This is a genomic window from Flavobacterium celericrescens (assembly GCF_011392075.1).
Lineage (GTDB): Bacteria > Bacteroidota > Bacteroidia > Flavobacteriales > Flavobacteriaceae > Flavobacterium > Flavobacterium celericrescens.
This window is the reverse complement of sequence record NZ_JAAJBV010000008.1, coordinates 28,145-49,807: the sequence shown is the minus strand read 5'-3', so window position 1 is coordinate 49,807 and position 21,663 is coordinate 28,145. Positions and strand designations below refer to the sequence as shown.

Genomic DNA, 21,663 nt, shown 5'->3' with positions numbered 1-21,663 from the left:
AAGATTTACTTAAGTTACAACAAGCCATTGTATTTACGCACAAACCACTCTACTCCAAGTGATACAATCAAAAATACTAACAACCATGTCCAATCAATAAGTGGAGATTTTTTAATGGTTTCTTTTTGAATTGGAATATAATTTTCATTTTCAATTAACGATTTAGCTAATTTCTCTATTTGATTTGTGTAATAAATCTTTCCATTAGTATTTGACGCTAACTGTTCTAATCTAGCTTTATCAGGGTTAACAAATTGTTTTTCAATATCAAAATCTAGCACTTCAAATACGCCTGAAAAACTTGTATTTGATTGTTTTTCAATAACTTTAAACGAATAATTTCCAGATTCTAATCCGTCTAAATTTACTTTATAATTGGTAGCTGATTTCAATAAATCGTATTTTTTTGAAGCTTTTGTCTTTAAGTTTACAACTTGGATAGTCAATTGAGCTTTATCGTCAAATTCATAATTTTTATTGAAATATTCGGCTGTTATTTCAATATTTTCGCCCGAATTATAAAAACTCTCATACGTTACGTTTAAGTTCTTTTTTGATGCATTGGTTATTAAAAACTGTATAATTTTATCAGTAAATAAATCAAAATCATCAAAAGATTTCTTGTTTAAATTGTTTTCCAATCTCCATTTCCAAATATTTTCGCCTAATAAATATGCATTTCTTTTACTTCCATTTTCCGCAAAAGTTAACAGTGGATTTTGCAATTGCACGTTTCTAATTCGGGCAGTAAGCATAGTATTTAGATTGCTTTTTGCTGCAATAGTTCCAAATTTATGCTCTAGAGGCGGGAAGTTTTCAAAACCAATATTAGATTGTGCAAATAGATTAAAAGTTGATTCAAATGTTGCTAAATAATCTTCTTTTTGTGCTGACATTTTGAATAATAAATCATTCTGAAATTGATTCAAAAAATTAAAATCAGTAGAAAGACCCGTAATGATAAAAGTATTTATTTGTGCTGCTTTATTTTGTTCAAAAATAGGCTTAAAAGAAGCAGTTGGTTGGTACAAAATTAAAATATTATAATTCTGTAATGATTTGATTTCATTTGGTTTAAAAACAGTTACTTTACGTTGTTGATTAACCTCAATACTACGTTTTAAAGCACTTAAATCTGGATGATTGATATCTGAAATTAGAGCAATTTCACTACGTTGATCGATAATTTCTACAGCAAAATTTTTACTATTATTAAACGTGTTTTTTTCTTTTACATTAGAAGAAATTACAGTTTTATATTTTGTAATTCCAACCTTATCAGCATTTAGTAAAACAGAAATAGATTGTGCTTTTTTATCTTTTGAAAAAGTAACCGTTTGTTTATGAATGGTTTGATTTCCTTTTTGAATAGCAAAAGTTGTTGAAATTGATTGATTTCCATTGTATTGTAAAAACACTTCAACAGGAAACTTGTTTTTTAAAAATGCGTATTTATTTACGTTTATTTGGTTAATTTTCAAGTCAAAAACAGTTGTTGTATCACCTAAAACAATTGGAAAAACATTTGTATTCTCTTGAAAACTAAACACATAATCATTTCCCATAGTTTGATTTCCGTCTGTAAATAAAACAACTGGATAATTTGTATTTCTATACAATTGTTTTAAATTTTTAGCAACACCATCAATATGTGATTGATTTCCTTTAAAATCTAATTCTTCTAATGGTTCAAATTCGTTATCAAAAGAAAACAATTGTACATCATATTTTGCTGCAATTTCTTTATTATCAGCTATTTTTTGATGCAATTCGCTTGCTTCTTTAGTTGCTTTTAATTCAGAAATTGATTTAGAATTATCTATAACAATCGGTAATGGTGTCTTTTTTATTTCGTTGATTTTTCTACTGATAATAGGATTAATTAACAATAAAAAGATAGAAAACAAACTTATAAAGCGCAAAAAAGCCAAAAACCAGTACAGTTTTGACTGATTTTTGACTTTATATAAGTATTGATAAAACGACAATCCAGCAGCAATAATTACTGATAAGATAAGAAGTAAAATTGTGCTTGTTGTCATTTTTTTTAAGTGATTAGTGAATAGCAATTAGTGAATAGCCTACTAATTACTATTCACTAATCACTAATTACTTTTATGTTAACATTCCACCATCGACATTAATTACTTGTCCGGTTACATAAGCACTCATTTCAGAGCCTAGAAATACACAAACATTTGCTACATCTTCTGGAGAACCACCTCTTTTTAAAGGAATTGCATCTCTCCATCCTTTTACAACATCTTCGTTTAACTTAGCAGTCATTTCTGTTTCAATAAAACCTGGAGCAATTGCATTACAACGAATATTTCTTGAACCTAATTCCAATGCTATCGATTTTGTAAACCCAATCATACCTGCTTTTGAAGCAGCATAATTTGCTTGACCCGCATTTCCTTTTACTCCTACAACACTACTCATGTTAACGATAGACCCTTTACGGTTTTTCAACATGATTTTTTGAACCGCTTTCGTCATGTTGAAAACTGATTTCAAGTTGATTTCAATAACTTTATCAAAATCCTCTTCAGACATTCGCATTAACAAATTGTCTTTTGTGATTCCTGCATTATTGATTAATATATCTACTGTACCAAATTCAGCAATTACATCATCAACTAATTTTTGAGCATCATTAAAATCTGCTGCATTTGATTGATATCCTTTTGCTTTAATACCTAAAGCTTTTAATTCATTTTCTAAAGCCATTGCTGATTCTGCAGATGAACTATATGTAAAGGCAACACTTGCACCTTGCTGTGCAAAAACTTTTGCAATTCCACTACCAATTCCGCGACTAGCACCAGTAATAATAGCTACTTTTCCTTCTAATAATTTCATATTAAATATACTTGTTAGTTTGTTTTCAAATAAAGTTCAAATATAGGAATAATTTAAAGTATAAAAAATAAGATGGTTTTAATTAAACCTTTTTTAATAATTGATGTCTTACAAAAACTAACTTAAAAAACTAACTATATGAAAAACCAACTTGTAACTTTATGTTTGGCTATTTTTATATTAACTTCATGTAGCAATAGCTCAGATGAAAACTATGAAGACATTGCTGATTACCCATTTATTGAAGCCGAATTTGGCTCATCAATAGATTTAGAAAATTTAGCAAATTATGCCAATCAAACTATTCCTCCTTATATAATTAAAGATAATTCATTAGGAAATAGCATTACAGATAAAGGTGCAACTCTTGGTCGTGTCTTATTTTATGACAAAAATTTATCTTCTAACAACACTATATCTTGTTCAAGTTGTCACATACAAGCAAATGCTTTTAGCGATACAAACATTGCTAGCACAGGAGTCAATGGAACTACAGGAAGACATTCAATGCGTTTAATAAACACCCGTTTTGCCACTGAAACAAGATTTTTTTGGGACGAACGCGCTTTAAATTTAGAGACACAGACTACGATGCCTATTAAAGATCATGGAGAAATGGGATTTAGTGGTGAGAATGGAGATTTAGCCTTCAGTGATTTAATAACTAAATTAAGCTCTATTGGCTACTATAAAGAACTTTTCAAATTTGTATATGGAAGTGAAGAAATCACTGAAGTAAAGATTCAAAGTGCATTGGCGCAATTTATAAGAAGTATCCAATCCTTTGATTCAAAATATGATGCAGGTAGAATTTTAGCAGCAAATGATGGCCAACCATTTACTAATTTTACACCTCAAGAAAATCAAGGTAAAAACTTATTCTTATCACCTCCAGTATTTGATGCAAATGGTATTAGAACTTCAGGCGGTTTAGGTTGTGCCGGTTGCCATAGAGCACCAGAATTTGATATTGACCCAAATACATTAAACAATGGAATTATTGGGAAAATTTCGGGAACTGGAATAGATATAACTAATACTCGTGCTCCTTCCCTACGTGATTTGGTTAAATTAGATGGAACTCCTAATGGGCCAATGATGCATACCGGAGTAATAACTACATTACAAACTGCTATAGGTCATTATGGAACTATAAATTTAGCACCTGGCAACACGAATCTTGATCCAAGATTAACTCCAGGAGGTGTTGGGCAACAACTTAATCTTACAGCTACAGAAGTTAATGCAGTGATTGCTTTTTTAAGAACACTTTCAGGAAGTGATGTATATACAAATCCTAAGTGGTCAAATCCTTTTAATTAAAGAAGATAAAAAATAAAAAATCCCGCATTTTGCGGGATTTTTTTATATCTGTATTTTAAAGGAATTAACCTAAAACTTCTTTTACTTTTTTACCAATTTCTGCTGGAGAATCAACTACATGAATTCCGTTTTCTCTCATGATTCGTTTTTTAGCTTCTGCAGTATCATCCGCTCCACCAACAATTGCACCAGCATGCCCCATTGTTCTACCTTTTGGAGCAGTTTCACCTGCGATAAAACCAACAACTGGTTTACGATTTCCGTCAGCTTTTACCCAACGAGCAGCATCAGCTTCTAATTGACCTCCAATTTCACCGATCATAATAATGATTTCAGTTTCTGGATCATTCATTAACAATTCAACAGCTTGTTTAGTTGTAGTTCCGATAATTGGGTCTCCACCAATTCCAATAGCAGTAGTAACACCTAATCCTTGTTTTACAACTTGGTCAGCAGCTTCATAAGTTAATGTACCTGATTTAGACACAATTCCAACTGTTCCTTTTTTGAAAACAAAACCTGGCATAATACCAACTTTAGCTTCACCTGGCGTAATTACACCTGGGCAGTTTGGACCAACTAATCTACAATTTTTACCTTTGATATAATCATTTGCCTTAATCATATCAGCAACTGGAATTCCTTCTGTAATAGCAATAATAACTTTGATACCTGCATCGGCTGCTTCCATAATTGCATCAGCTGCAAATGCTGGCGGTACAAAAATAATTGATGTATCAGCTCCAGCTTGTTCAACTGCATCTTTTACAGTATTAAAAACTGGTCTTTCTAAATGCATTGTTCCCCCTTTACCTGGAGTTACTCCACCAACTACATTAGTTCCGTACTCAATCATTTGAGAAGCGTGGAAAGTACCTTCGCTACCTGTAAAACCTTGTACAATTATTTTTGAATCTTTATTAACTAAAACGCTCATGATATATGAATTAAATTGTGTTTAAAAATTGTGATGCAAAAATAAGTTTTTTACTAAATACTGTTGCATTTTTTAGTGTGTTTTTTTAGTTAGGTTTGCTAATTAGATATCCATCGATGATTTTACCATCTTGAAAAGACCAAATGGCAACTACTTTTGCAATTAACATAATTTCTTTTGGGTTTTCAATCGTAGCAACTTTGTGATTATATTTTACTACAATTTGATTGCTATCTTCTATAAGATGTGAGATTTCAAAATAAGAAATTTCATAATTAGCATTAATAACTTCACTTAGATTTAAAATAAAATTTTTATCTAAAATAGAATTTCCTGAAGAGCTATCCCATTCTAGTTTAAAATCATTATGGATTAAAGTGTCTAAAAACTTTTTATCTCTAATTCCATCTTCTTTATACAAAAATTCAATTTTTTCTCTATTTGTCATTTTGCTTTAATTTTTCGATAATTTCAGGAATGCGTTTCACATTAGCCAATTGCTTTAATTTCTCACGAGATTCCTCAATTGGGGTTCCAAAATATGTTTTTCCTCCTTCAATTGATTTAGTTACACCCGTCTGTCCCATTACTACAGCTTTTGAACCAATGGTAATACCGCTTGTTGTTCCTACTTGTCCCCAAAGAGTTACTTCGTCTTCAATGACAACACAACCAGCAATACCAGTTTGTGATGCGATTAAACATTTTTTACCAATTACAGTATCGTGACCCACATGAACTTGATTATCAATTTTTGTTCCTGCTCCAATAGTTGTATCACCAGTAACCCCTTTGTCTATTGTACACAAAGCACCAATTCCAACATTATCTTCGATAACTACTCGTCCACCAGAAATTAATTGGTCGAAACCTTCAGGGCGTTTTTTGTAATAAAAAGCATCAGCTCCTAAAATTGTTCCTGCATGAATCATTACGTTGTCACCAATTATAGTGTTGTCATATATCGTAACATTTGCATGAATCAAACAATTTTTACCAATTTGAACATTGTGTCCAATAAAACAGTTTGGCTGAATTACAGTACCCTGTCCTATCGTTGCAGTATCAGAAACAGCAATATTTGAAGCTATAAAAGGTCTAAAATGCTTTGTTAATTTATTAAAATCTCTAAACGGATCATCAGAAATTAATAGCGCTTTACCTTCTGGACACTCAACTTCTTTGTTAATTAAAACAATAGTTGCTGCTGATTGCAATGCTTTATCATAATATTTAGGATGGTCAACAAAAACAATATCTCCAGATTCTACAACATGAATTTCATTCATACCTAGTACTGGAAAATTTTCATCACCCACAAAATTACAATTGATAATTTGTGCTATTTCTTTAAGAGGATATGTTTTTGAAAATTTCATTTATAAATGATTAGTGAATAATAAATAGTGAATTTAAAAAAATAAAAAGTAATTAGTTGATTGGTTATTTACTAATTACTTTTCATTTATTATTAAAAACTATTCTTTTACTCTTTCCATATAATTTCCAGTTGCTGTATCAATTTTGATCTTATCACCTTCATTGATAAACAACGGAACGTTTACTGTTGCTCCTGTTTCAACAGTTGCAGGTTTTGTAGCATTTGTAGCTGTATTTCCTTTAACTCCTGGCTCAGCATAAGTAACTTCTAAAACAATCGAAGCTGGCATATCAACTGACAATGGTGCTTCTGTTTCAGCATTAATTTGAATCATTACGTTAGTTCCTTCTTTTAATAAATCTGGAGCGTCTAATACTTTTTTATCTAAAGTAATTTGTTCGAATGATTCATTATTCATGAAGTGAAATTGATCTCCTTCAGCATATAAATACTGGAATGTATGTGTTTCAACACGCACTTCATCAATTTTGTGTCCTGCAGAAAATGTGTTATCTAATACTTTTCCGTTTGTTAACGATTTTAATTTTGTTCTTACGAAAGCTGGTCCTTTACCTGGTTTTACGTGAAGAAATTCGATGATTTTGTAAATATCGTTATTGTATTTGATGCATAATCCGTTTCTAATATCTGATGTACTTGCCATTTTATTTTTATTTTTATTGTGTATTGATTATTTATTAAATTGAACTTCCAGTATATCCTTTCATGATTCCACGAGAAGAATTTCTGATAAATTGAATGATATCATCACGTTCTGGAGTTGCTTCCATTTCTGCTTCAATGATACTTAAGGCTTGAGTTGTGTTGTAATTTTTTTGATAAAGAATTCTATAAATATCTTGAATTTCTCTAATTTTCTCTGTTGTAAATCCTCTTCTTCTCAATCCTACAGAGTTAATTCCAACGTATGAAAGAGGTTCTTTTGCAGCTTTTGAAAATGGAGGAACATCTTTACGAACTAAACTTCCTCCAGAAATCATTGCATGTTCACCAATTGAAATAAACTGATGTACGGCTGCTAAACCTCCAATAATTGCATAATCTCCAACAGTAACGTGTCCTGCTAAAGCAACACCATTAACAATAATTGCATTGTCTCCAATATGACAATCGTGTGCTATGTGAGCTGTAGCCATAATTAGACAATTTTTACCTATCTTGGTCTGTCCAGAAGCTATCGTTCCTCTGTTAATGGTTACACATTCTCTAATTGTAGTATTATCACCAATCACTGCTAATGATTCTTCTCCTCCAAATTTCAAATCTTGAGGTACAGCAGAAATTACAGCACCAGGGAAAATATTACAATTTTTTCCAATGCGCGCACCTTCCATAATGGTAACATTAGAACCAATCCAAGTTCCTTCACCAATTTCAACATTATTATGAATGGTTGTAAATGGATCAATTACAACGTTTCTTGCTATTTTGGCACCTGGATGCACATAAGCTAATGGTTGATTCATATGTCTTTATTTAACTTTAACAATTTGTGCCATTAATTCGGCTTCTGAAACTAACTTTCCGTTTGCATACGCATATGCTTGCATGTGACAAATTCCTCTTCTAATTGGAGAAATTAAATCGCATTTAAAGAATAATGTATCGCCTGGTAAGACTTTATTTTTAAACTTAACATTATCTATTTTCATAAAATAAGTTAAGTAATTTTCTGGATCTGGAACAGTACTTAAAATTAAAATTCCTCCTGTTTGCGCCATTGCTTCAACTTGCAAAACTCCAGGCATTACTGGTGCACCTGGAAAATGCCCAACGAAGAAATCTTCGTTCATTGTTACATTTTTTAAACCAACTACATGAGTATCGGAAAGTTCTAAAATTTTATCTACTAATAAGAATGGTGGTCGATGTGGCAATAAATTCATTATACCATGAATATCTAAAACAGGCTCTTTATTAATATCATAAGAAGGTACGTTATTACGTTCTTCTATTTTGATTAATTTAGAAAGTTTTTTAGCAAATTGCGTATTCACAAAATGACCTGGTTTATTAGCTATAATTTTTCCCTGGATTTTTGTTCCTATTAATGATAAATCACCAATTATATCTAATAACTTATGGCGAGCAGCCTCGTTTGGATAATGCAATGTAAGATTATCTAAAATTCCATTTTCTTTTACAGAGATACTTTCTTTGTTGAAAGCCTTCTTTAGATTTTCCATTGTTTCAGTAGAAATTTCTTTATCTACATACACAATTGCGTTATTTAAATCACCGCCTTTTATCAATCCATTATTTAATAAACTTTCTAATTCATGTAAAAAACTAAATGTTCTACAATCAGCAATTTCGTTTTTAAATTCTGTAATGTTTTTCATAGTTGCATTTTGTGTACCCAAAACTTTAGTACCAAAATCTACCATTGCAGTTACACAATAATGATCGCTAGGAATAACCGTTATTTCGCTTCCCGTTGCTTCATCTGTATAAGTAATAACTTCTTTAACTACATATACTTTTCGTTCCGCATCTTGCTCAACAACACCCGCTTTTTCAATAGCTTCAACAAAATATTTTGAAGAGCCATCCATAATTGGTAGTTCAGATGCGTTTAATTCTATGATAACGTTATCTAAATCACATCCAACTAGTGCTGCCAAAACATGTTCAGGTGTTTGAATCATAACACCTAATTTTTCCAAATTAGTTCCTCTTTGTGTATTAACTACATAATTAGCATCAGCTTCAATAATTGGTTGCCCTTCTAAATCGACTCTAACAAATGTAAAACCGTTGTTGATAGGCGCAGGTTTGAAAGTCATTGTAACTTCTTGCCCCGTGTGTAATCCTACTCCAGTTAATGATATTTCACTGGCAATGGTTGTTTGTTTAATCATGATTTATTCTATTTTTATTTATTGTTGTTGTTTTTTGATTTCTTCTAATTCTGAAACAATTTTAGGTAAATTTCTAAAATGTACGAATGATTTTGCAAAATCACCATAATTGAATGCTGGACTTCCTTGTACTACCTCTCCATCAGCTAAACTTTTTCCAATACCCGATTGCGCTTGAATTTTCACCCCATTACCTATTGTAATATGTCCTACAATTCCAACTTGACCACCAATCATACAGTTTTTACCAATCTTGGTTGATCCTGCAATACCTGTTTGTGCTGCAATTACAGTATTTTCACCAATCTCAACATTGTGTGCAACTTGTATATGATTGTCTAATTTTACTCCTTTTTTAATAATTGTTGAACCCAAAGTAGCTCTATCAATAGTTGAACAAGAGCCAATTTCAACATCATCTTCAATTATAACATTTCCAATTTGCGGTACTTTTTTATAAGTTCCATCTTCTTGTGGTGCAAATCCAAAGCCGTCCGAACCAACAATAGTTCCAGAATGGATTGTGCAATTAGAACCTATTTCAGTTTCTGAATAAATTCTAACACCTGCAAAGAAAATACAATTGTCTCCTATTGTAACATTGTCTCCAATAAAACTATTTGGATAAATTTTTACATTATTTCCAATGGTTACATTTTTTCCAACATAACAAAAACTACCTAAATATAAATCAGTACCATATGTAACACCTTCAGAAATAACCGATGGTTGCTCAATTCCTGATTTCATCAATTTTACTTGATTGTAATATTCTAATAATTTTGAAAATGACTTATAAGCATCTTCAACCTTGATAAGTGTAGTTGTAATTTCTTGCTCTGGTTCAAAAGTGTTACTCACAATTGTAACCGTAGCTTTTGTAGAATAAATGAAATTAATATATTTTGGGTTGGCTAAAAACGTTAGAGAACCTTCAGTACCTTCTTCTATTTTAGATAATTTATAAACTTCTGCATTAGGATTACCTACTACTTCACCTTCTAAAATACCTGCTATTTGCGCTGCTGTAAATTTCATTTAAATAATAATGTTTATTCCGTAATTAAAACGAAATGGTAAATATAAAACGACTCAAAACTATCAAATATACAAATTTGAGTGTTTTATATGGGCAAAAATATAAAATTAAATTAAAATGTTAAGATTCTAATACGACTTTTGGAAAACAAATGTAATATTTAGTCACTTCTTTGGATAATGCTTTCAAGTACATTTGGTCTGAAGCTTCTACGACATCTTCAATTGTTTTGTCTTTTTTTAAGACATAAATTGGTTCGCTAGATTTACTATATGCTTGATTTTTTAGCTTTCCTTTAAATACAAAATAATCTGCTTCTTTTTCAGAAATTGACACTTTGCTTATGAATTTATTTTTTAAACCTAACATATTCTCTTTGTTTGGTTTATCTTCAGTTATTTGAATCTTTAGCAAATCACGATTTAGAATCATGCGACATAAATTTCTTAACACATAATCATCATTAAATTGCCACGATTTTATTGCTCCCATCACGTCATAATCATCTAAATATGAAAACTTATCCAATACATTTTTATCAAAATCTTCCAACGAAATTTTATGTTGCATAAAAAACTGTAAAGATTCACTACATGGTAGCACTAATCCTTTTTGTGTCAATTCTTTAGCTCGTTTTAGAATTTTTGTCAAAATTAATTCAGCCACAACACTCGTTTTATGCAAATAAGCTTGCCAATACATCAATCTTCTTGCCACCAAAAATTTTTCTACAGAATAAATTCCTTTTTCTTCAATTACTAAAACATCGTCTTGCACATTCATCATCTGAATCAATCGATCACTATTGATGTTTCCTTCAGCTACACCACTATAAAAACTATCACGTTTTAAATAATCCATTCGATCCATATCTAACTGACTAGAAATTAGTTGCAGCATAAATTTACGATGATATTCACCTTTAAAAACTTGAATTGCTAAAGCTAATTCTCCGTCAAATTCTTTGTTTAGTTGCTCCATAAAAAGTAACGACAATTCTTCATGATGCACTTCTTCCACAATACTATGCTCCATGGCATGACTATACGGACCATGCCCGATATCATGTAATAAAATAGCAATATATAAAGCATTCTCTTCCTCTGAAGATATGGAAACTCCTTTAAATTTAAGGGTTTGTACGGCTTTTTGCATAATATGCATACAACCTAACGCATGGTGAAAACGAGTATGATGCGCTCCAGGATAAACCAAATACGACATTCCCATTTGTGAAATACGACGTAATCGTTGAAAATAGGGATGTTGAATTAAATCGTAAATTAGAGTATTGGGAATGGTAATAAATCCATAAATAGGATCATTAAATATTTTGAGTTTGTTAGTCTGGCTCACAGGATTGATTTTTTTGGATAACAAATGTAAGTATTTTTTCCAAACCGAATTGTTTAAAACTATTCCAAAAATTTATACTAATTTTAATACAATCGTCGTTTAATAAATAGTAAATTGCACACAAATTCAGGAAAAATGAGCCAAATAAAAATACTTTGGGTGGATGATGAAATTGATTTATTAAAACCACATATACTTTTTTTAGAAAAGAAAAATTACCATGTTACCACTTGTAATAATGGACAAGACGCTATTGATTTATTTGATAACGAGAACTTTGATATTGTTTTTTTAGATGAAAACATGCCTGGATTAAGTGGTTTAGAAACCTTGGCTGAAATCAAAGAAAAAAAATCTTCTATTCCTGTAATAATGATTACCAAAAGTGAAGAAGAATATATCATGGAAGAAGCCATAGGATCTAAAATTGCCGATTATTTGATAAAACCTGTGAATCCAAATCAGATTTTATTGAGTTTAAAGAAAAATTTAGACCATTCGCGCTTAGTTTCTGAAAAAACAACTTTAGATTATCAAAAAGAATTCCGAAAAATTGCGATGGATATGGCAATGGTTCGCACCTATGAAGACTGGGTAGAATTGTACAAAAAACTATTATTTTGGGAACTTAAACTCGAAAATATTGAAGACCAAAGTATGGTTGAGATTTTAGAAAGCCAAAAAGTAGAAGCCAACGTACAATTTGGAAAATTCATTGAACGAAATTACGAAGATTGGTTCACGCCAAAAGCAGACAAACCCGTACTTTCTCATGAAATTTTTGGTGAATTAGTTGCGCCAGAAATTCGAAAAAAAGACAAACCTATTTTATTTATTGTAATTGACAACTTGCGTTATGATCAATGGAAAGCGTTTGAAAGCATTGTTAATAATCATTACAAGTTAGAAAAAGAAGTGAGCTACTACTCTATTCTACCAACCGCAACACAATATGCTCGAAATGCAATTTTTTCTGGATTAACACCATTGGAAATGGAAAAGAAATTTCCACAATATTGGAAAAATGATGTAGATGAAGGTGGAAAAAATTTACACGAAGCTGATTTTTTAACCGAACAATTAAAACGTTTAGGATTAAACATTAAACAAGAATATTATAAAGTTACCAATTTTGCTTCAGGAAAAAAATTAGCAGACAACTTCAAATCATTAAAAAACAATGATTTAACAACTATAGTTTACAACTTTGTAGACATGCTTTCCCATGCAAAAACCGAAATGGATGTGGTAAAAGAATTAGCCTCAAATGACAAAGCATATCGTTCTTTAACTGTGAGCTGGTTCAAGAATTCTCCTTTGTTAGATATGATTCAACAAGCCCAACAACAAGGCTTTAGATTAATTCTAACCACAGACCACGGAACCATAAATTGCAAAAACCCATCAAAAGTAATTGGTGATAAAAATACGAGCTTAAACCTTCGATATAAAACTGGAAGAAGTTTAACCTATGAAGACAAAGATGTTTTTGCAGTGAAAGATCCTAAAAAAATTGGGCTTCCAGCACTAAACATGAGCAGTTCATTTATATTCGCTAAAAACGATTTATTTTTAGCTTATGTAAACAACTTCAATCATTATGTGAGTTATTACCGAAATACGTATCAACATGGCGGAATTTCATTAGAAGAAATGGTAATTCCTTTTTTAGTATTAGAACCGCGTTAGGAGTATTCAGTTATAAGTGTTCAGTAAAGTTATAAATAAATATGACGATAATTTTTTCATTAGACGAAATCACAAACGTAGCTAAACAAATATTAGCCACGCCTTCCTTAAAAAAAGTAATTACATTTCACGCGCAAATGGGCGCTGGAAAAACAACGTTGATTAAAGAATTAGTCAAAGAATTAGGTGTTCAAGACAATTCGAGCAGTCCTACATTTTCATTAGTTAACGAATATCATACTTTTAATGGTGAGATTGTATATCATTTCGATTTATATCGTTTAAATTCTGAAGAAGAAGGTTATGATATGGGATTAGACGAATATTTTTATTCTGACAATTGGTGTTTTATTGAATGGCCAGAAAAAACACCAAATTTAATTCCTATAGACCACGCTAGTATTTCAATAAAGGTTATGGCAGATGGAAAAAGAGAATTGGTATTGAAAAATTAAACATTTTCAAAATCTATTTTCTTTTTTCTAATTTCTATTTTCTTAAGTTTAAAATTATTACTAAATTGGCGCATCAAAAAATCAATCGCTATGTCTATTTATAGTCCTTTTTCAAAATCTCAATTACTTCCGCAAGAAGAGAAGCTAGAAGTTGCTAGACATAAAAGCGAATTATTTATTGGAATTCCAAAAGAAACATCTTATCAAGAGCGTCGTATTTGTTTAACACCTGATGCGGTTTCTTCTTTAGTTTCTCACGGACATCGCGTAATGATAGAAGCAGGTTCTGGAGAAAGTTCAAGTTATAGCGATAAAGAATATAGTGATGCTGGTGCCGAAATAACCCAAGACACAAAAAAAGTACTAGGTTGCCCAATGATTTTAAAAGTTGAGCCACCCACTCTAGCAGAAATTGAAATAATGAATCCACAAACTATTGTCATTTCTGCAATTCAATTAAAAACACAGAAAAAAGAATATTTTGAAGCCTTAGCCTCAAAAAGAATTACAGCATTAGCCTTTGAATTCATAAAAGACGAAGATGGTTCTTATCCAGCTGTAAAATCACTATCTGAAATAGCAGGAACAGCTTCTGTTTTAATCGCTTCTGAATTAATGATTGGCGAAAACATTGGAAAAGGATTATTATTTGGAAATATTACGGGAGTTCCACCTACAAAAGTGGTTATCATTGGTGCCGGAACAGTTGCCGAATATGCTGCAAGAACCGCTCTAGGATTAGGCGCAAGCGTTAAAGTATTTGATAATTCAATTACCAAATTACGCCGATTACAAAACACATTAAATCAACGAATATTTACTTCAACTATACAGGATAAATCGCTTTTAAAAGCCTTACGTCGATGCGATGTAGCCATTGGTGCTATGAAAGGAAAAAATCGCGCACCAATTGTCGTTACCGAAACCATGGTCGAACACATGAAAAAAGGTGCTGTAATTGTTGATGTTAGTATTGATACTGGCGGTTGTTTTGAAACTTCTGAAGTAACTACACACGAAAAACCAACATTTATCAAAAACGGAGTGATTCATTATTGTGTACCGAATATACCTTCACGTTATTCCAAAACAGCTTCTATGTCGATAAGCAATATTATTTCTCCTTTCTTGTTGCACATTGCTGAAGATGGTGGTATTGAAAGTGCAATTCGTTGCAATAGAGGTTTAAAAAACGGCATCTATAGCTATCATGGTTTATTAACCAACAAAGCTATTGCCGATTGGTTTAATTTAGAACACAGAGATATTAACTTGATTGTTTTTTAAAATACTTCAAATCACAAACTAATCTTCGTGTTTATGTGTATAATTTATACTAAATTTGCGCAAATTAAAATCTTATGAAGTTTCAGTTTCGTTTAGCCTATTATTTATTTGGATTGCTTTTAGGAGGCGTTTTTGTAATGTGGTTTTTAAAAGCCAAAGCTAGCAGTCGTGGAGTTGAATTTTGTTATTTACCCAATTGTCGTGTTTTAAAAGACTTGCGTAGTAAATCATTAGAAATTGATTCACTTGCGAAACAATCGTTAAACGAAAAATGGGTTACGATGGAAGATATCAAGAATAGTTTAACCTATGGAGATGTAGATTTTGAAAAAAGTAACGAACCTTATCGCAAAGGCAAAATATATCTAATTGAAGGTAAAACTTCTAAAAATGAAGACATTACCATTACCATGGTTAATTACACCAACAAAGTACTCTTAGAAAAGATAGAAAAAAAGTAATTTTTTTCTTAAAACGCTTGCAAAAACAAATAATCCTTGTATATTTGCACTCGCAATACAGTAATAGTAAAGCAACTTATTGGGGCGATTAGCTCAGCTGGTTCAGAGCACCTCGTTTACACCGAGGGGGTCGGGGGTTCGAACCCCTCATCGCCCACAAAAATTAAAGCACTTCTTATGGAAGTGCTTTTTTTGTTTTTATACTTTGTGGTTATTTAAAAATGAAAAAGTAGAAAATCAAATTTCAAGTTTTTATTATACAAATTATGCTAAACTTAAATTTGAACTTAAAATTCAACATAAAGGAAAATTGAAAAATATAGTTTTAAACAAATCTATTATAAACTTGGAGGAAAATTGTAACTACCACCAACAGCTATTTTGCGCTAATTCGAAAAAAGCGCAAAAATTCACGTTTATCTTTAATTAGAAATAAACTTCCACTTACTAAATCCGCACTTAAAACAAATAAAAAATCCCGCTATGGCGGGATTTTCTTTTTATAACTTTCTGCGTTCTTTTTCTTTTTTAATAAGTGTAAGCTCTCTGCTGGTTTGTCCTGCTACAGAGGTGTTTTCTTCAGCCCTTCTTATCAAGTATGGCATCACATCTCTTACAGGGCCAAAGGGTAAATATTTTGCAACATTATACTTGTTTTCGGCCAAATTAAAACTAATGTTATCGCTCATTCCTAATAATTGCCCAAAAAAGATGCGTTTGTCATCTCTTGTAATACCTTTTTCTTCTAATAATCGCATTAATTTATACGAACTTTCTTCATTGTGCGTACCAGCAAAAATGGCCATTTTATCAATATTCTCAACCATATACAACACTGCTGCATCATAGTTAATATCTGTAGCTTCTTTAGAAATACAAATTGGAGATTTTAAACCTCTTTCGGCAGCTCTTTCATTTTCCTTTTCCATATAAGCGCCACGAACCAATTTCATTCCTATGTAAAAACCTTCTGTTTTTGCTTGCTCATGCAATTGTTTCAAATAATCCAATCGATCCCAACGATACATTTGTAACGTATTGAAAACAATAGCTTTTTGTTTATTATATTTGCGCATCATATCTGTTACAATAGCATCTGCAGCGTCTTGCATCCAGCTTTCTTCAGCGTCAATTAGCAATAAAACATCTTTTTCATATGCAGTTTTACAAGCTAAGTCAAAACGAGCAATTACTCTACTCCATTCTTCTTGCTCAGCAACAGTTAAAACAGCCTTCTCACCTACTTTTTCATATAAATCTAAACGCCCAAAACCTGTTGGTTTAAAAACTGCAAATGGAATAGCTTCACGCTCTCTAGCAAACTCAATGGTTTTTAAAGTCATTTCTAGAGCGGCATCAAATTGCGCTTCTTCTTCTTTTCCTTCAACAGAATAATCCAAAACAGAAGACACACCTTTGGTATACATTTTATCTACTACTTTTAAACAATCTACTTCATTCACACCACCACAAAAATGGTCAAAAACCGTAGAACGAATCAACCCTTCCACTGGTAAATGTGCTTTTAAGGCAAAATTTGTTACTGCTGTACCTATTTTTACAAGTGGTTGACTTGCAATTAATTTAAAAAGAAAATAAGCTCTTTCAAGCTCTGTGTCACTTTTTAAAGAAAAAGCAACTTGTGTATTGTCAAATATTTTATTCATGATATTTTTGATAAAAAGCGACACAAATATACATCAGTTTTTACGAATTTTAAATAAATTTTACCTTATTTTGCAATAAAATTCAAGCTTTCACATGCAAACAATCACAGCCAATAATTATAGCGTTTATTTTGATTCTATAGGATATGAAACTTTAGCTTCCCTGCTAATTCCTTCTCATTATTCTAAAATATTTATTCTTGTTGATGAGAATACTTCGCAATATTGTTTGCCACATTTTCTCAATAATTTAGCCACCGAAATTGAAATTGAAATCATCGAATTAGAAGTTGGCGAAATTCATAAAAACATTGCTACTTGCACTGAAGTTTGGAGTGCATTATCTGAACTAGGTGGCGATAGAAAAAGTATTGTCTTAAATCTTGGTGGCGGTGTAATCTCAGACTTAGGAGGATTTGTAGCATGCACGTTCAAACGAGGAATTGATTTTGTAAACATCCCTACAACACTACTTTCAATGGTAGATGCTTCTATTGGCGGAAAAAATGGTGTAGATTTAGGAAATTTAAAAAATCAAATTGGAATTATCCGCGAACCGAAAGCTGTACTAATTGACACCCAATTTTTAAATACTTTACCTCAAAACGAAATGCGTTCAGGCTTAGCAGAAATGCTGAAACATGGTTTGATTTTTGACAAAACATATTGGGATAAATTTAAAAATCTAAAAGATTTGAATACAGAGGATTTAAACGTATTAATTCATCAATCTATTCAAATAAAAAACAATATAGTTTGTGAAGATTTAACTGAAAATGGCATTCGAAAATCATTAAATTTTGGACACACTCTTGGTCATGCTATCGAAAGTTATTTCTTAGAAAACGAGGCTAAAAAAAATCTTCTTCATGGTGAAGCTGTAGCTATTGGAATGATATTAGAAAGCTATATTTCTAAAGAAAAAGACTTGTTAAGCAATGCAGAATATCACGAAATTAAATACATCATCAACGATATTTTTGACCGCATAGATTTTTCGAAATTAGAAATAGAAAAAATCATAGATTTATTAATTTACGACAAGAAAAATGAGTTTGGAAAAGTGCAATTTGCATTACTTGATGGTATAGGCAAAATAAAAATTAACCAAGAAGTAGATAATGCATTGATATACAAAGCTTTTGAAGATTACAACGCCTAGTCATTTTTTTAGGCAATCTTTTCAGTTTTAGCTATTTTATTTTTTAACTTTGCCCGAATGAAAGAAAATAAAAATCAAACAAATCGCAATAGAAAACTGAATAATAGAAATGCAGACATCTCTATTATTGAGCGATTTATTTTTTCTATTTTCTCATTTCATATTATTGATTTGTTCCAATTATCGAAGATGTTTAGCGAAAAACTCCCTATTCGATATGCTAATATTAGAGTTTGAAAATTGTGATTGATAATCATTAACACACTTTTAATTATTTAAATCCAAAATTTTAAAATGAACACTAAATATTACGACTTAATCAATCAAACTTTTTATTTCCCTCAAGAAGAATTTACTTTAAACAAAGATAATCTTCAATTTCATGGAATTGACTTGATGAAATTGGTTGAAGAATATGGCACACCCCTTAAATTTACTTATTTGCCTAAGATTTCTCAAAACATCAACAAAGCAAAAATGTGGTTTAGAAATGCCATGGAAAAACATGATTATGATGCCAAATATTTTTATTGCTATTGCACTAAAAGTTCTCATTTTGAATTCATTTTAAATGAAGCATTAAAAAACAACATTCATATTGAAACTTCATCTGCTTTTGATATTGATATTGTTGAAAATTTAATGGAGCAAGGCAAAATCAATAAAAACACTTTTATCGTTTGTAACGGATTTAAACGCGATCAATATGTAACTAATATTGCTCGTTTAATCAATAACGGACACAAAAACACCATTCCAGTTATTGATAATTTTGAAGAATTAGATTTGTTACAAGAACAAATTGATGGTAAATTTAAAATTGGAATTAGAATTGCTGCTGAGGAAGAACCAAAATTTGAGTTCTATACTTCTCGTTTAGGAATTGGATATAAAGATATTGTTCCTTTTTACAGAAAACAAATTGCAGAAAACAAGAAAGTAGAATTAAAAATGCTACACTTCTTTATCAATGCAGGTATTCGCGACACAGCTTATTATTGGAATGAGTTATTAAAATGTATGAAAGTGTACATCGCTTTGAAAAAAGAATGTCCTTCTTTAGATAGTTTAAATATTGGTGGAGGCTTCCCTATCAAAAATTCATTAGCTTTTGATTATGATTACCAATATATGGTGGATGAAATTCTTAATCAAATTAAAATTGCTTGTGATGATGCTGAAGTAGCTGTACCACATATATTTACTGAGTTTGGTTCGTTTACTGTTGGAGAATCTGGCGGTGCTTTATACCAAGTTTTATACCAAAAGAAACAGAATGATAGAGAAAATTGGAACATGATTGATTCTTCATTTATTACCACTCTACCAGATACATGGGCAATCAACAAGCGTTTTGTTATGATGGCAGTTAATCGTTGGAATGATACTTACGAAAGAGTACTTTTAGGAGGATTAACTTGTGATGGAGACGATTATTACAATTCTGAACAACACATGAACGCTGTTTATTTACCAAAATACAACAAAGAAAAACCTTTATATATTGGTTTCTTTAACACTGGAGCGTATCAAGAAACTATTGGTGGTTTTGGCGGGTTACATCACTGTATTTTACCACAACCAAAACACATTTTAATAGATAAAGACAAAAACGGAATAATTGCGACAGAAGTATTTTCTGAACAACAAAGAGCCGAAGAAGTACTAGAAATTTTAGGATATAATAAAAAGAAAGAATAATAAAATAAGAAATAATGAGCAAAGGACCAATTAGCCAGTTTATTGAAAAACATTATCTTCATTTTAACTCAGCCGCTTTAGTAGACGCAGCAAAAGGTTATGAAGAGCATTTATTAGACAACGGAAAAATGATGATTACGTTAGCAGGTGCTATGAGTACAGCTGAATTAGGTAAATCATTAGCCGAAATGATTCGTCAAGATAAAGTACATATTATTTCTTGTACTGGAGCTAACTTAGAAGAAGATATCATGAACTTGGTAGCTCATAATTCATACAAAAGAGTTCCAAATTATAGAGACTTATCTCCACAAGAAGAATGGGATTTATTAGAAAATCATTACAATCGCGTAACTGATACTTGTATTCCAGAAGAAGAAGCTTTTAGAAGATTACAATCGCATTTATATGATATTTGGAATAATGCAGATTCTAAAGGAGAACGCTATTTTCCACATGAATTCATGTATCAAATGATTAATTCAGGTGTATTAAAACAATACTACGAAATTGATCCTGCTGATTCATGGATGGTAGCCGCAGCTGAAAAGAATTTACCAATTGTTGTTCCAGGATGGGAAGATAGTACAATGGGTAATATTTTCTCTTCTTACTGCATCAAAGGTGAGTTTAAAGCAACTACAATGAAAAGTGGTATCGAATACATGATGTGGTTGGCAGATTGGTATCCAAAAAATTGTGCGGGTAAAGGAATTGGTTTCTTCCAAATTGGTGGAGGAATTGCTGGAGACTTCCCTATTTGTGTTGTTCCGATGTTATACCAAGATATGGAAATGCACGATGTGCCGTTTTGGAGCTATTTTTGCCAGATTTCTGATTCAACTACAAGTTATGGTTCATACTCTGGAGCAGTTCCAAACGAAAAAATCACTTGGGGTAAACTAGATATTCATACACCTAAATTTATCGTAGAGTCTGACGCTACGATAGTTGCACCATTAATGTTTGCTTACATTTTAGGTTGGTAAAATTTTTGAAAAAAATATTTCAATTTACTTGAAAATATAAGTTAAGGATATTACATTTGACGAAATTACAAGATTAAAAACTACCCAATGAAAAGAGTTATTGTTGATTACGCTAAATTAACAAATGAAATCTTAACCTTACTAGTTGAGAAATTTCCTGACGGCTATGATGATTCAGACATCATTCGCTTTAAAAACGCTAAAAATGAAACAGTTGAAGCTGTAGAAGTACGTACTTCAGACACTATATTTTTAGTAAAAGTGAGCACAAAATTATCAGACAGAATTGAAAATTATGACGAAGACGATATTATCGAAGAAGAAGTTGTAGTTGACAAAATTGCTGGTCTGAAAGAATTAGACATCGAAGACGATGAAGAGGAAGAAGAAGACGAAGAAATGTCAAACGATTCTGATGATCCAGAAGATTTGGATGACGAAGATTAAAAATAAAAAGGGAATTCAAATGAAT

At 31.3% G+C, this 21,663-nt stretch carries 20 protein-coding genes and 1 tRNA gene; 10 read left to right on the top strand and 11 right to left on the bottom strand.

Annotated elements, in window-relative coordinates; genetic code table 11:
* Positions 1-14: 14 nt before the first annotated feature.
* A complete protein-coding gene (locus G4L40_RS10805; RefSeq protein WP_166237211.1) occupies positions 15-2,042 on the bottom strand; it encodes a hypothetical protein in 2,028 nt (675 codons plus the stop codon).
* Positions 2,043-2,115: 73 nt separating this feature from the next.
* Complete coding sequence (fabG, locus tag G4L40_RS10800) at positions 2,116-2,862, bottom strand: 3-oxoacyl-[acyl-carrier-protein] reductase (RefSeq protein WP_166237210.1); 747 nt, start codon at positions 2,860-2,862, stop codon at positions 2,116-2,118.
* Between the two features lie 138 nt (positions 2,863-3,000).
* Between fabG and G4L40_RS10795 the strand changes: the two genes are divergently transcribed.
* Positions 3,001-4,185: a cytochrome-c peroxidase gene (locus G4L40_RS10795; protein WP_166237209.1), complete on the top strand. Its 1,185-nt coding sequence runs from the start codon at positions 3,001-3,003 to the stop codon at positions 4,183-4,185.
* 64 nt (positions 4,186-4,249) lie between these two features.
* On the opposite strand, the gene sucD is transcribed toward G4L40_RS10795, so the two are convergent.
* From sucD to G4L40_RS10755, 8 genes are all read right to left on the bottom strand, one after another.
* Positions 4,250-5,122 (bottom strand): succinate--CoA ligase subunit alpha, encoded by an 873-nt coding sequence (gene sucD, locus G4L40_RS10790; protein WP_166237208.1) that lies wholly within the window; start codon positions 5,120-5,122, stop codon positions 4,250-4,252.
* Between the two features lie 85 nt (positions 5,123-5,207).
* Positions 5,208-5,570 carry a hypothetical protein gene (locus G4L40_RS10785; RefSeq protein ID WP_166237207.1) on the bottom strand — a complete coding sequence of 121 codons (363 nt, stop codon included), beginning with the start codon at positions 5,568-5,570 and terminating at the stop codon, positions 5,208-5,210.
* Positions 5,560-6,501: a UDP-3-O-(3-hydroxymyristoyl)glucosamine N-acyltransferase gene (locus G4L40_RS10780; RefSeq protein WP_166237206.1), complete on the bottom strand. Its 942-nt coding sequence runs from the start codon at positions 6,499-6,501 to the stop codon at positions 5,560-5,562. The genes G4L40_RS10785 and G4L40_RS10780 overlap by 11 nt, the downstream gene beginning before the upstream one ends.
* A gap of 99 nt (positions 6,502-6,600) precedes the next feature.
* A complete protein-coding gene (gene efp / locus G4L40_RS10775) occupies positions 6,601-7,167 on the bottom strand; it encodes an elongation factor P (protein WP_026725820.1) in 567 nt (188 codons plus the stop codon).
* Between the two features lie 34 nt (positions 7,168-7,201).
* The gene (gene lpxA, locus G4L40_RS10770) at positions 7,202-7,990 is read right to left on the bottom strand and encodes an acyl-ACP--UDP-N-acetylglucosamine O-acyltransferase (protein ID WP_166237205.1); all 789 of its coding nucleotides are present in this window, start codon (positions 7,988-7,990) and stop codon (positions 7,202-7,204) included.
* Positions 7,991-7,996: 6 nt separating this feature from the next.
* Positions 7,997-9,385, bottom strand: a complete 1,389-nt coding sequence (locus tag G4L40_RS10765) for a bifunctional UDP-3-O-[3-hydroxymyristoyl] N-acetylglucosamine deacetylase/3-hydroxyacyl-ACP dehydratase (protein WP_166237204.1) — start codon at positions 9,383-9,385, stop codon at positions 7,997-7,999.
* Positions 9,386-9,403: 18 nt separating this feature from the next.
* A complete protein-coding gene (gene lpxD / locus G4L40_RS10760; protein WP_166237203.1) occupies positions 9,404-10,423 on the bottom strand; it encodes a UDP-3-O-(3-hydroxymyristoyl)glucosamine N-acyltransferase in 1,020 nt (339 codons plus the stop codon).
* Between the two features lie 121 nt (positions 10,424-10,544).
* Positions 10,545-11,780 (bottom strand): HD domain-containing protein, encoded by a 1,236-nt coding sequence (locus tag G4L40_RS10755; protein ID WP_166237202.1) that lies wholly within the window; start codon positions 11,778-11,780, stop codon positions 10,545-10,547.
* Positions 11,781-11,915: 135 nt separating this feature from the next.
* Between G4L40_RS10755 and porX the strand changes: the two genes are divergently transcribed.
* The 5 genes from porX (at position 11,916) to G4L40_RS10730 (ending at position 15,829) form a co-directional block, all read left to right on the top strand.
* The gene (gene porX / locus G4L40_RS10750; RefSeq protein ID WP_166237201.1) at positions 11,916-13,469 is read left to right on the top strand and encodes a T9SS response regulator signal transducer PorX; all 1,554 of its coding nucleotides are present in this window, start codon (positions 11,916-11,918) and stop codon (positions 13,467-13,469) included.
* Positions 13,470-13,510: 41 nt separating this feature from the next.
* Positions 13,511-13,924: a tRNA (adenosine(37)-N6)-threonylcarbamoyltransferase complex ATPase subunit type 1 TsaE gene (gene tsaE / locus G4L40_RS10745; RefSeq protein WP_166237200.1), complete on the top strand. Its 414-nt coding sequence runs from the start codon at positions 13,511-13,513 to the stop codon at positions 13,922-13,924.
* A 90-nt stretch (positions 13,925-14,014) separates the two neighbouring features.
* Positions 14,015-15,211, top strand: coding sequence for an alanine dehydrogenase (locus G4L40_RS10740; protein WP_166237199.1), 1,197 nt, complete (start codon positions 14,015-14,017; stop codon positions 15,209-15,211).
* Positions 15,212-15,285: 74 nt separating this feature from the next.
* Complete coding sequence (locus tag G4L40_RS10735) at positions 15,286-15,672, top strand: DUF4258 domain-containing protein (RefSeq protein ID WP_166237198.1); 387 nt, start codon at positions 15,286-15,288, stop codon at positions 15,670-15,672.
* Between the two features lie 82 nt (positions 15,673-15,754).
* Positions 15,755-15,829: transfer RNA gene (locus G4L40_RS10730), tRNA-Val, on the top strand.
* A gap of 343 nt (positions 15,830-16,172) precedes the next feature.
* Here G4L40_RS10730 and G4L40_RS10725 read toward each other — a convergent pair.
* Positions 16,173-17,339, bottom strand: a complete 1,167-nt coding sequence (locus G4L40_RS10725; protein ID WP_166237197.1) for a proline dehydrogenase family protein — start codon at positions 17,337-17,339, stop codon at positions 16,173-16,175.
* 94 nt (positions 17,340-17,433) lie between these two features.
* Between G4L40_RS10725 and aroB the strand changes: the two genes are divergently transcribed.
* The 4 genes from aroB (at position 17,434) to G4L40_RS10705 (ending at position 21,638) form a co-directional block, all read left to right on the top strand.
* Entirely contained in the window at positions 17,434-18,501 is a 1,068-nt protein-coding gene (aroB, locus tag G4L40_RS10720) for a 3-dehydroquinate synthase (RefSeq protein ID WP_166237196.1), read from the top strand.
* 294 nt (positions 18,502-18,795) lie between these two features.
* On the top strand, positions 18,796-20,202 hold the full coding sequence (locus G4L40_RS10715) for a type III PLP-dependent enzyme domain-containing protein (protein ID WP_166237195.1): 1,407 nt from the start codon (positions 18,796-18,798) through the stop codon (positions 20,200-20,202).
* A 14-nt stretch (positions 20,203-20,216) separates the two neighbouring features.
* Positions 20,217-21,191, top strand: a complete 975-nt coding sequence (locus G4L40_RS10710; protein WP_166237194.1) for a deoxyhypusine synthase family protein — start codon at positions 20,217-20,219, stop codon at positions 21,189-21,191.
* Between the two features lie 87 nt (positions 21,192-21,278).
* On the top strand, positions 21,279-21,638 hold the full coding sequence (locus G4L40_RS10705) for a DNA primase (protein WP_166237193.1): 360 nt from the start codon (positions 21,279-21,281) through the stop codon (positions 21,636-21,638).
* Positions 21,639-21,663 lie beyond the last annotated feature (25 nt).

Excerpts from the sequence above, each read along its gene's own strand:
- G4L40_RS10805 (WP_166237211.1), bottom strand. The coding sequence starts at position 2,042 with ATGACAACAAGCACAATTTTACTTCTTATCTTATCAGTAATTATTGCT.
- fabG (WP_166237210.1), bottom strand. The coding sequence starts at position 2,862 with ATGAAATTATTAGAAGGAAAAGTAGCTATTATTACTGGTGCTAGTCGC.
- G4L40_RS10795 (WP_166237209.1), top strand. The coding sequence starts at position 3,001 with ATGAAAAACCAACTTGTAACTTTATGTTTGGCTATTTTTATATTAACT.
- sucD (WP_166237208.1), bottom strand. The coding sequence starts at position 5,122 with ATGAGCGTTTTAGTTAATAAAGATTCAAAAATAATTGTACAAGGTTTT.
- G4L40_RS10785 (WP_166237207.1), bottom strand. The coding sequence starts at position 5,570 with ATGACAAATAGAGAAAAAATTGAATTTTTGTATAAAGAAGATGGAATT.
- G4L40_RS10780 (WP_166237206.1), bottom strand. The coding sequence starts at position 6,501 with ATGAAATTTTCAAAAACATATCCTCTTAAAGAAATAGCACAAATTATC.
- efp (WP_026725820.1), bottom strand. The coding sequence starts at position 7,167 with ATGGCAAGTACATCAGATATTAGAAACGGATTATGCATCAAATACAAT.
- lpxA (WP_166237205.1), bottom strand. The coding sequence starts at position 7,990 with ATGAATCAACCATTAGCTTATGTGCATCCAGGTGCCAAAATAGCAAGA.
- G4L40_RS10765 (WP_166237204.1), bottom strand. The coding sequence starts at position 9,385 with ATGATTAAACAAACAACCATTGCCAGTGAAATATCATTAACTGGAGTA.
- lpxD (WP_166237203.1), bottom strand. The coding sequence starts at position 10,423 with ATGAAATTTACAGCAGCGCAAATAGCAGGTATTTTAGAAGGTGAAGTA.
- porX (WP_166237201.1), top strand. The coding sequence starts at position 11,916 with ATGAGCCAAATAAAAATACTTTGGGTGGATGATGAAATTGATTTATTA.
- tsaE (WP_166237200.1), top strand. The coding sequence starts at position 13,511 with ATGACGATAATTTTTTCATTAGACGAAATCACAAACGTAGCTAAACAA.
- G4L40_RS10740 (WP_166237199.1), top strand. The coding sequence starts at position 14,015 with ATGTCTATTTATAGTCCTTTTTCAAAATCTCAATTACTTCCGCAAGAA.
- G4L40_RS10735 (WP_166237198.1), top strand. The coding sequence starts at position 15,286 with ATGAAGTTTCAGTTTCGTTTAGCCTATTATTTATTTGGATTGCTTTTA.
- G4L40_RS10725 (WP_166237197.1), bottom strand. The coding sequence starts at position 17,339 with ATGAATAAAATATTTGACAATACACAAGTTGCTTTTTCTTTAAAAAGT.
- aroB (WP_166237196.1), top strand. The coding sequence starts at position 17,434 with ATGCAAACAATCACAGCCAATAATTATAGCGTTTATTTTGATTCTATA.
- G4L40_RS10715 (WP_166237195.1), top strand. The coding sequence starts at position 18,796 with ATGAACACTAAATATTACGACTTAATCAATCAAACTTTTTATTTCCCT.
- G4L40_RS10710 (WP_166237194.1), top strand. The coding sequence starts at position 20,217 with ATGAGCAAAGGACCAATTAGCCAGTTTATTGAAAAACATTATCTTCAT.
- G4L40_RS10705 (WP_166237193.1), top strand. The coding sequence starts at position 21,279 with ATGAAAAGAGTTATTGTTGATTACGCTAAATTAACAAATGAAATCTTA.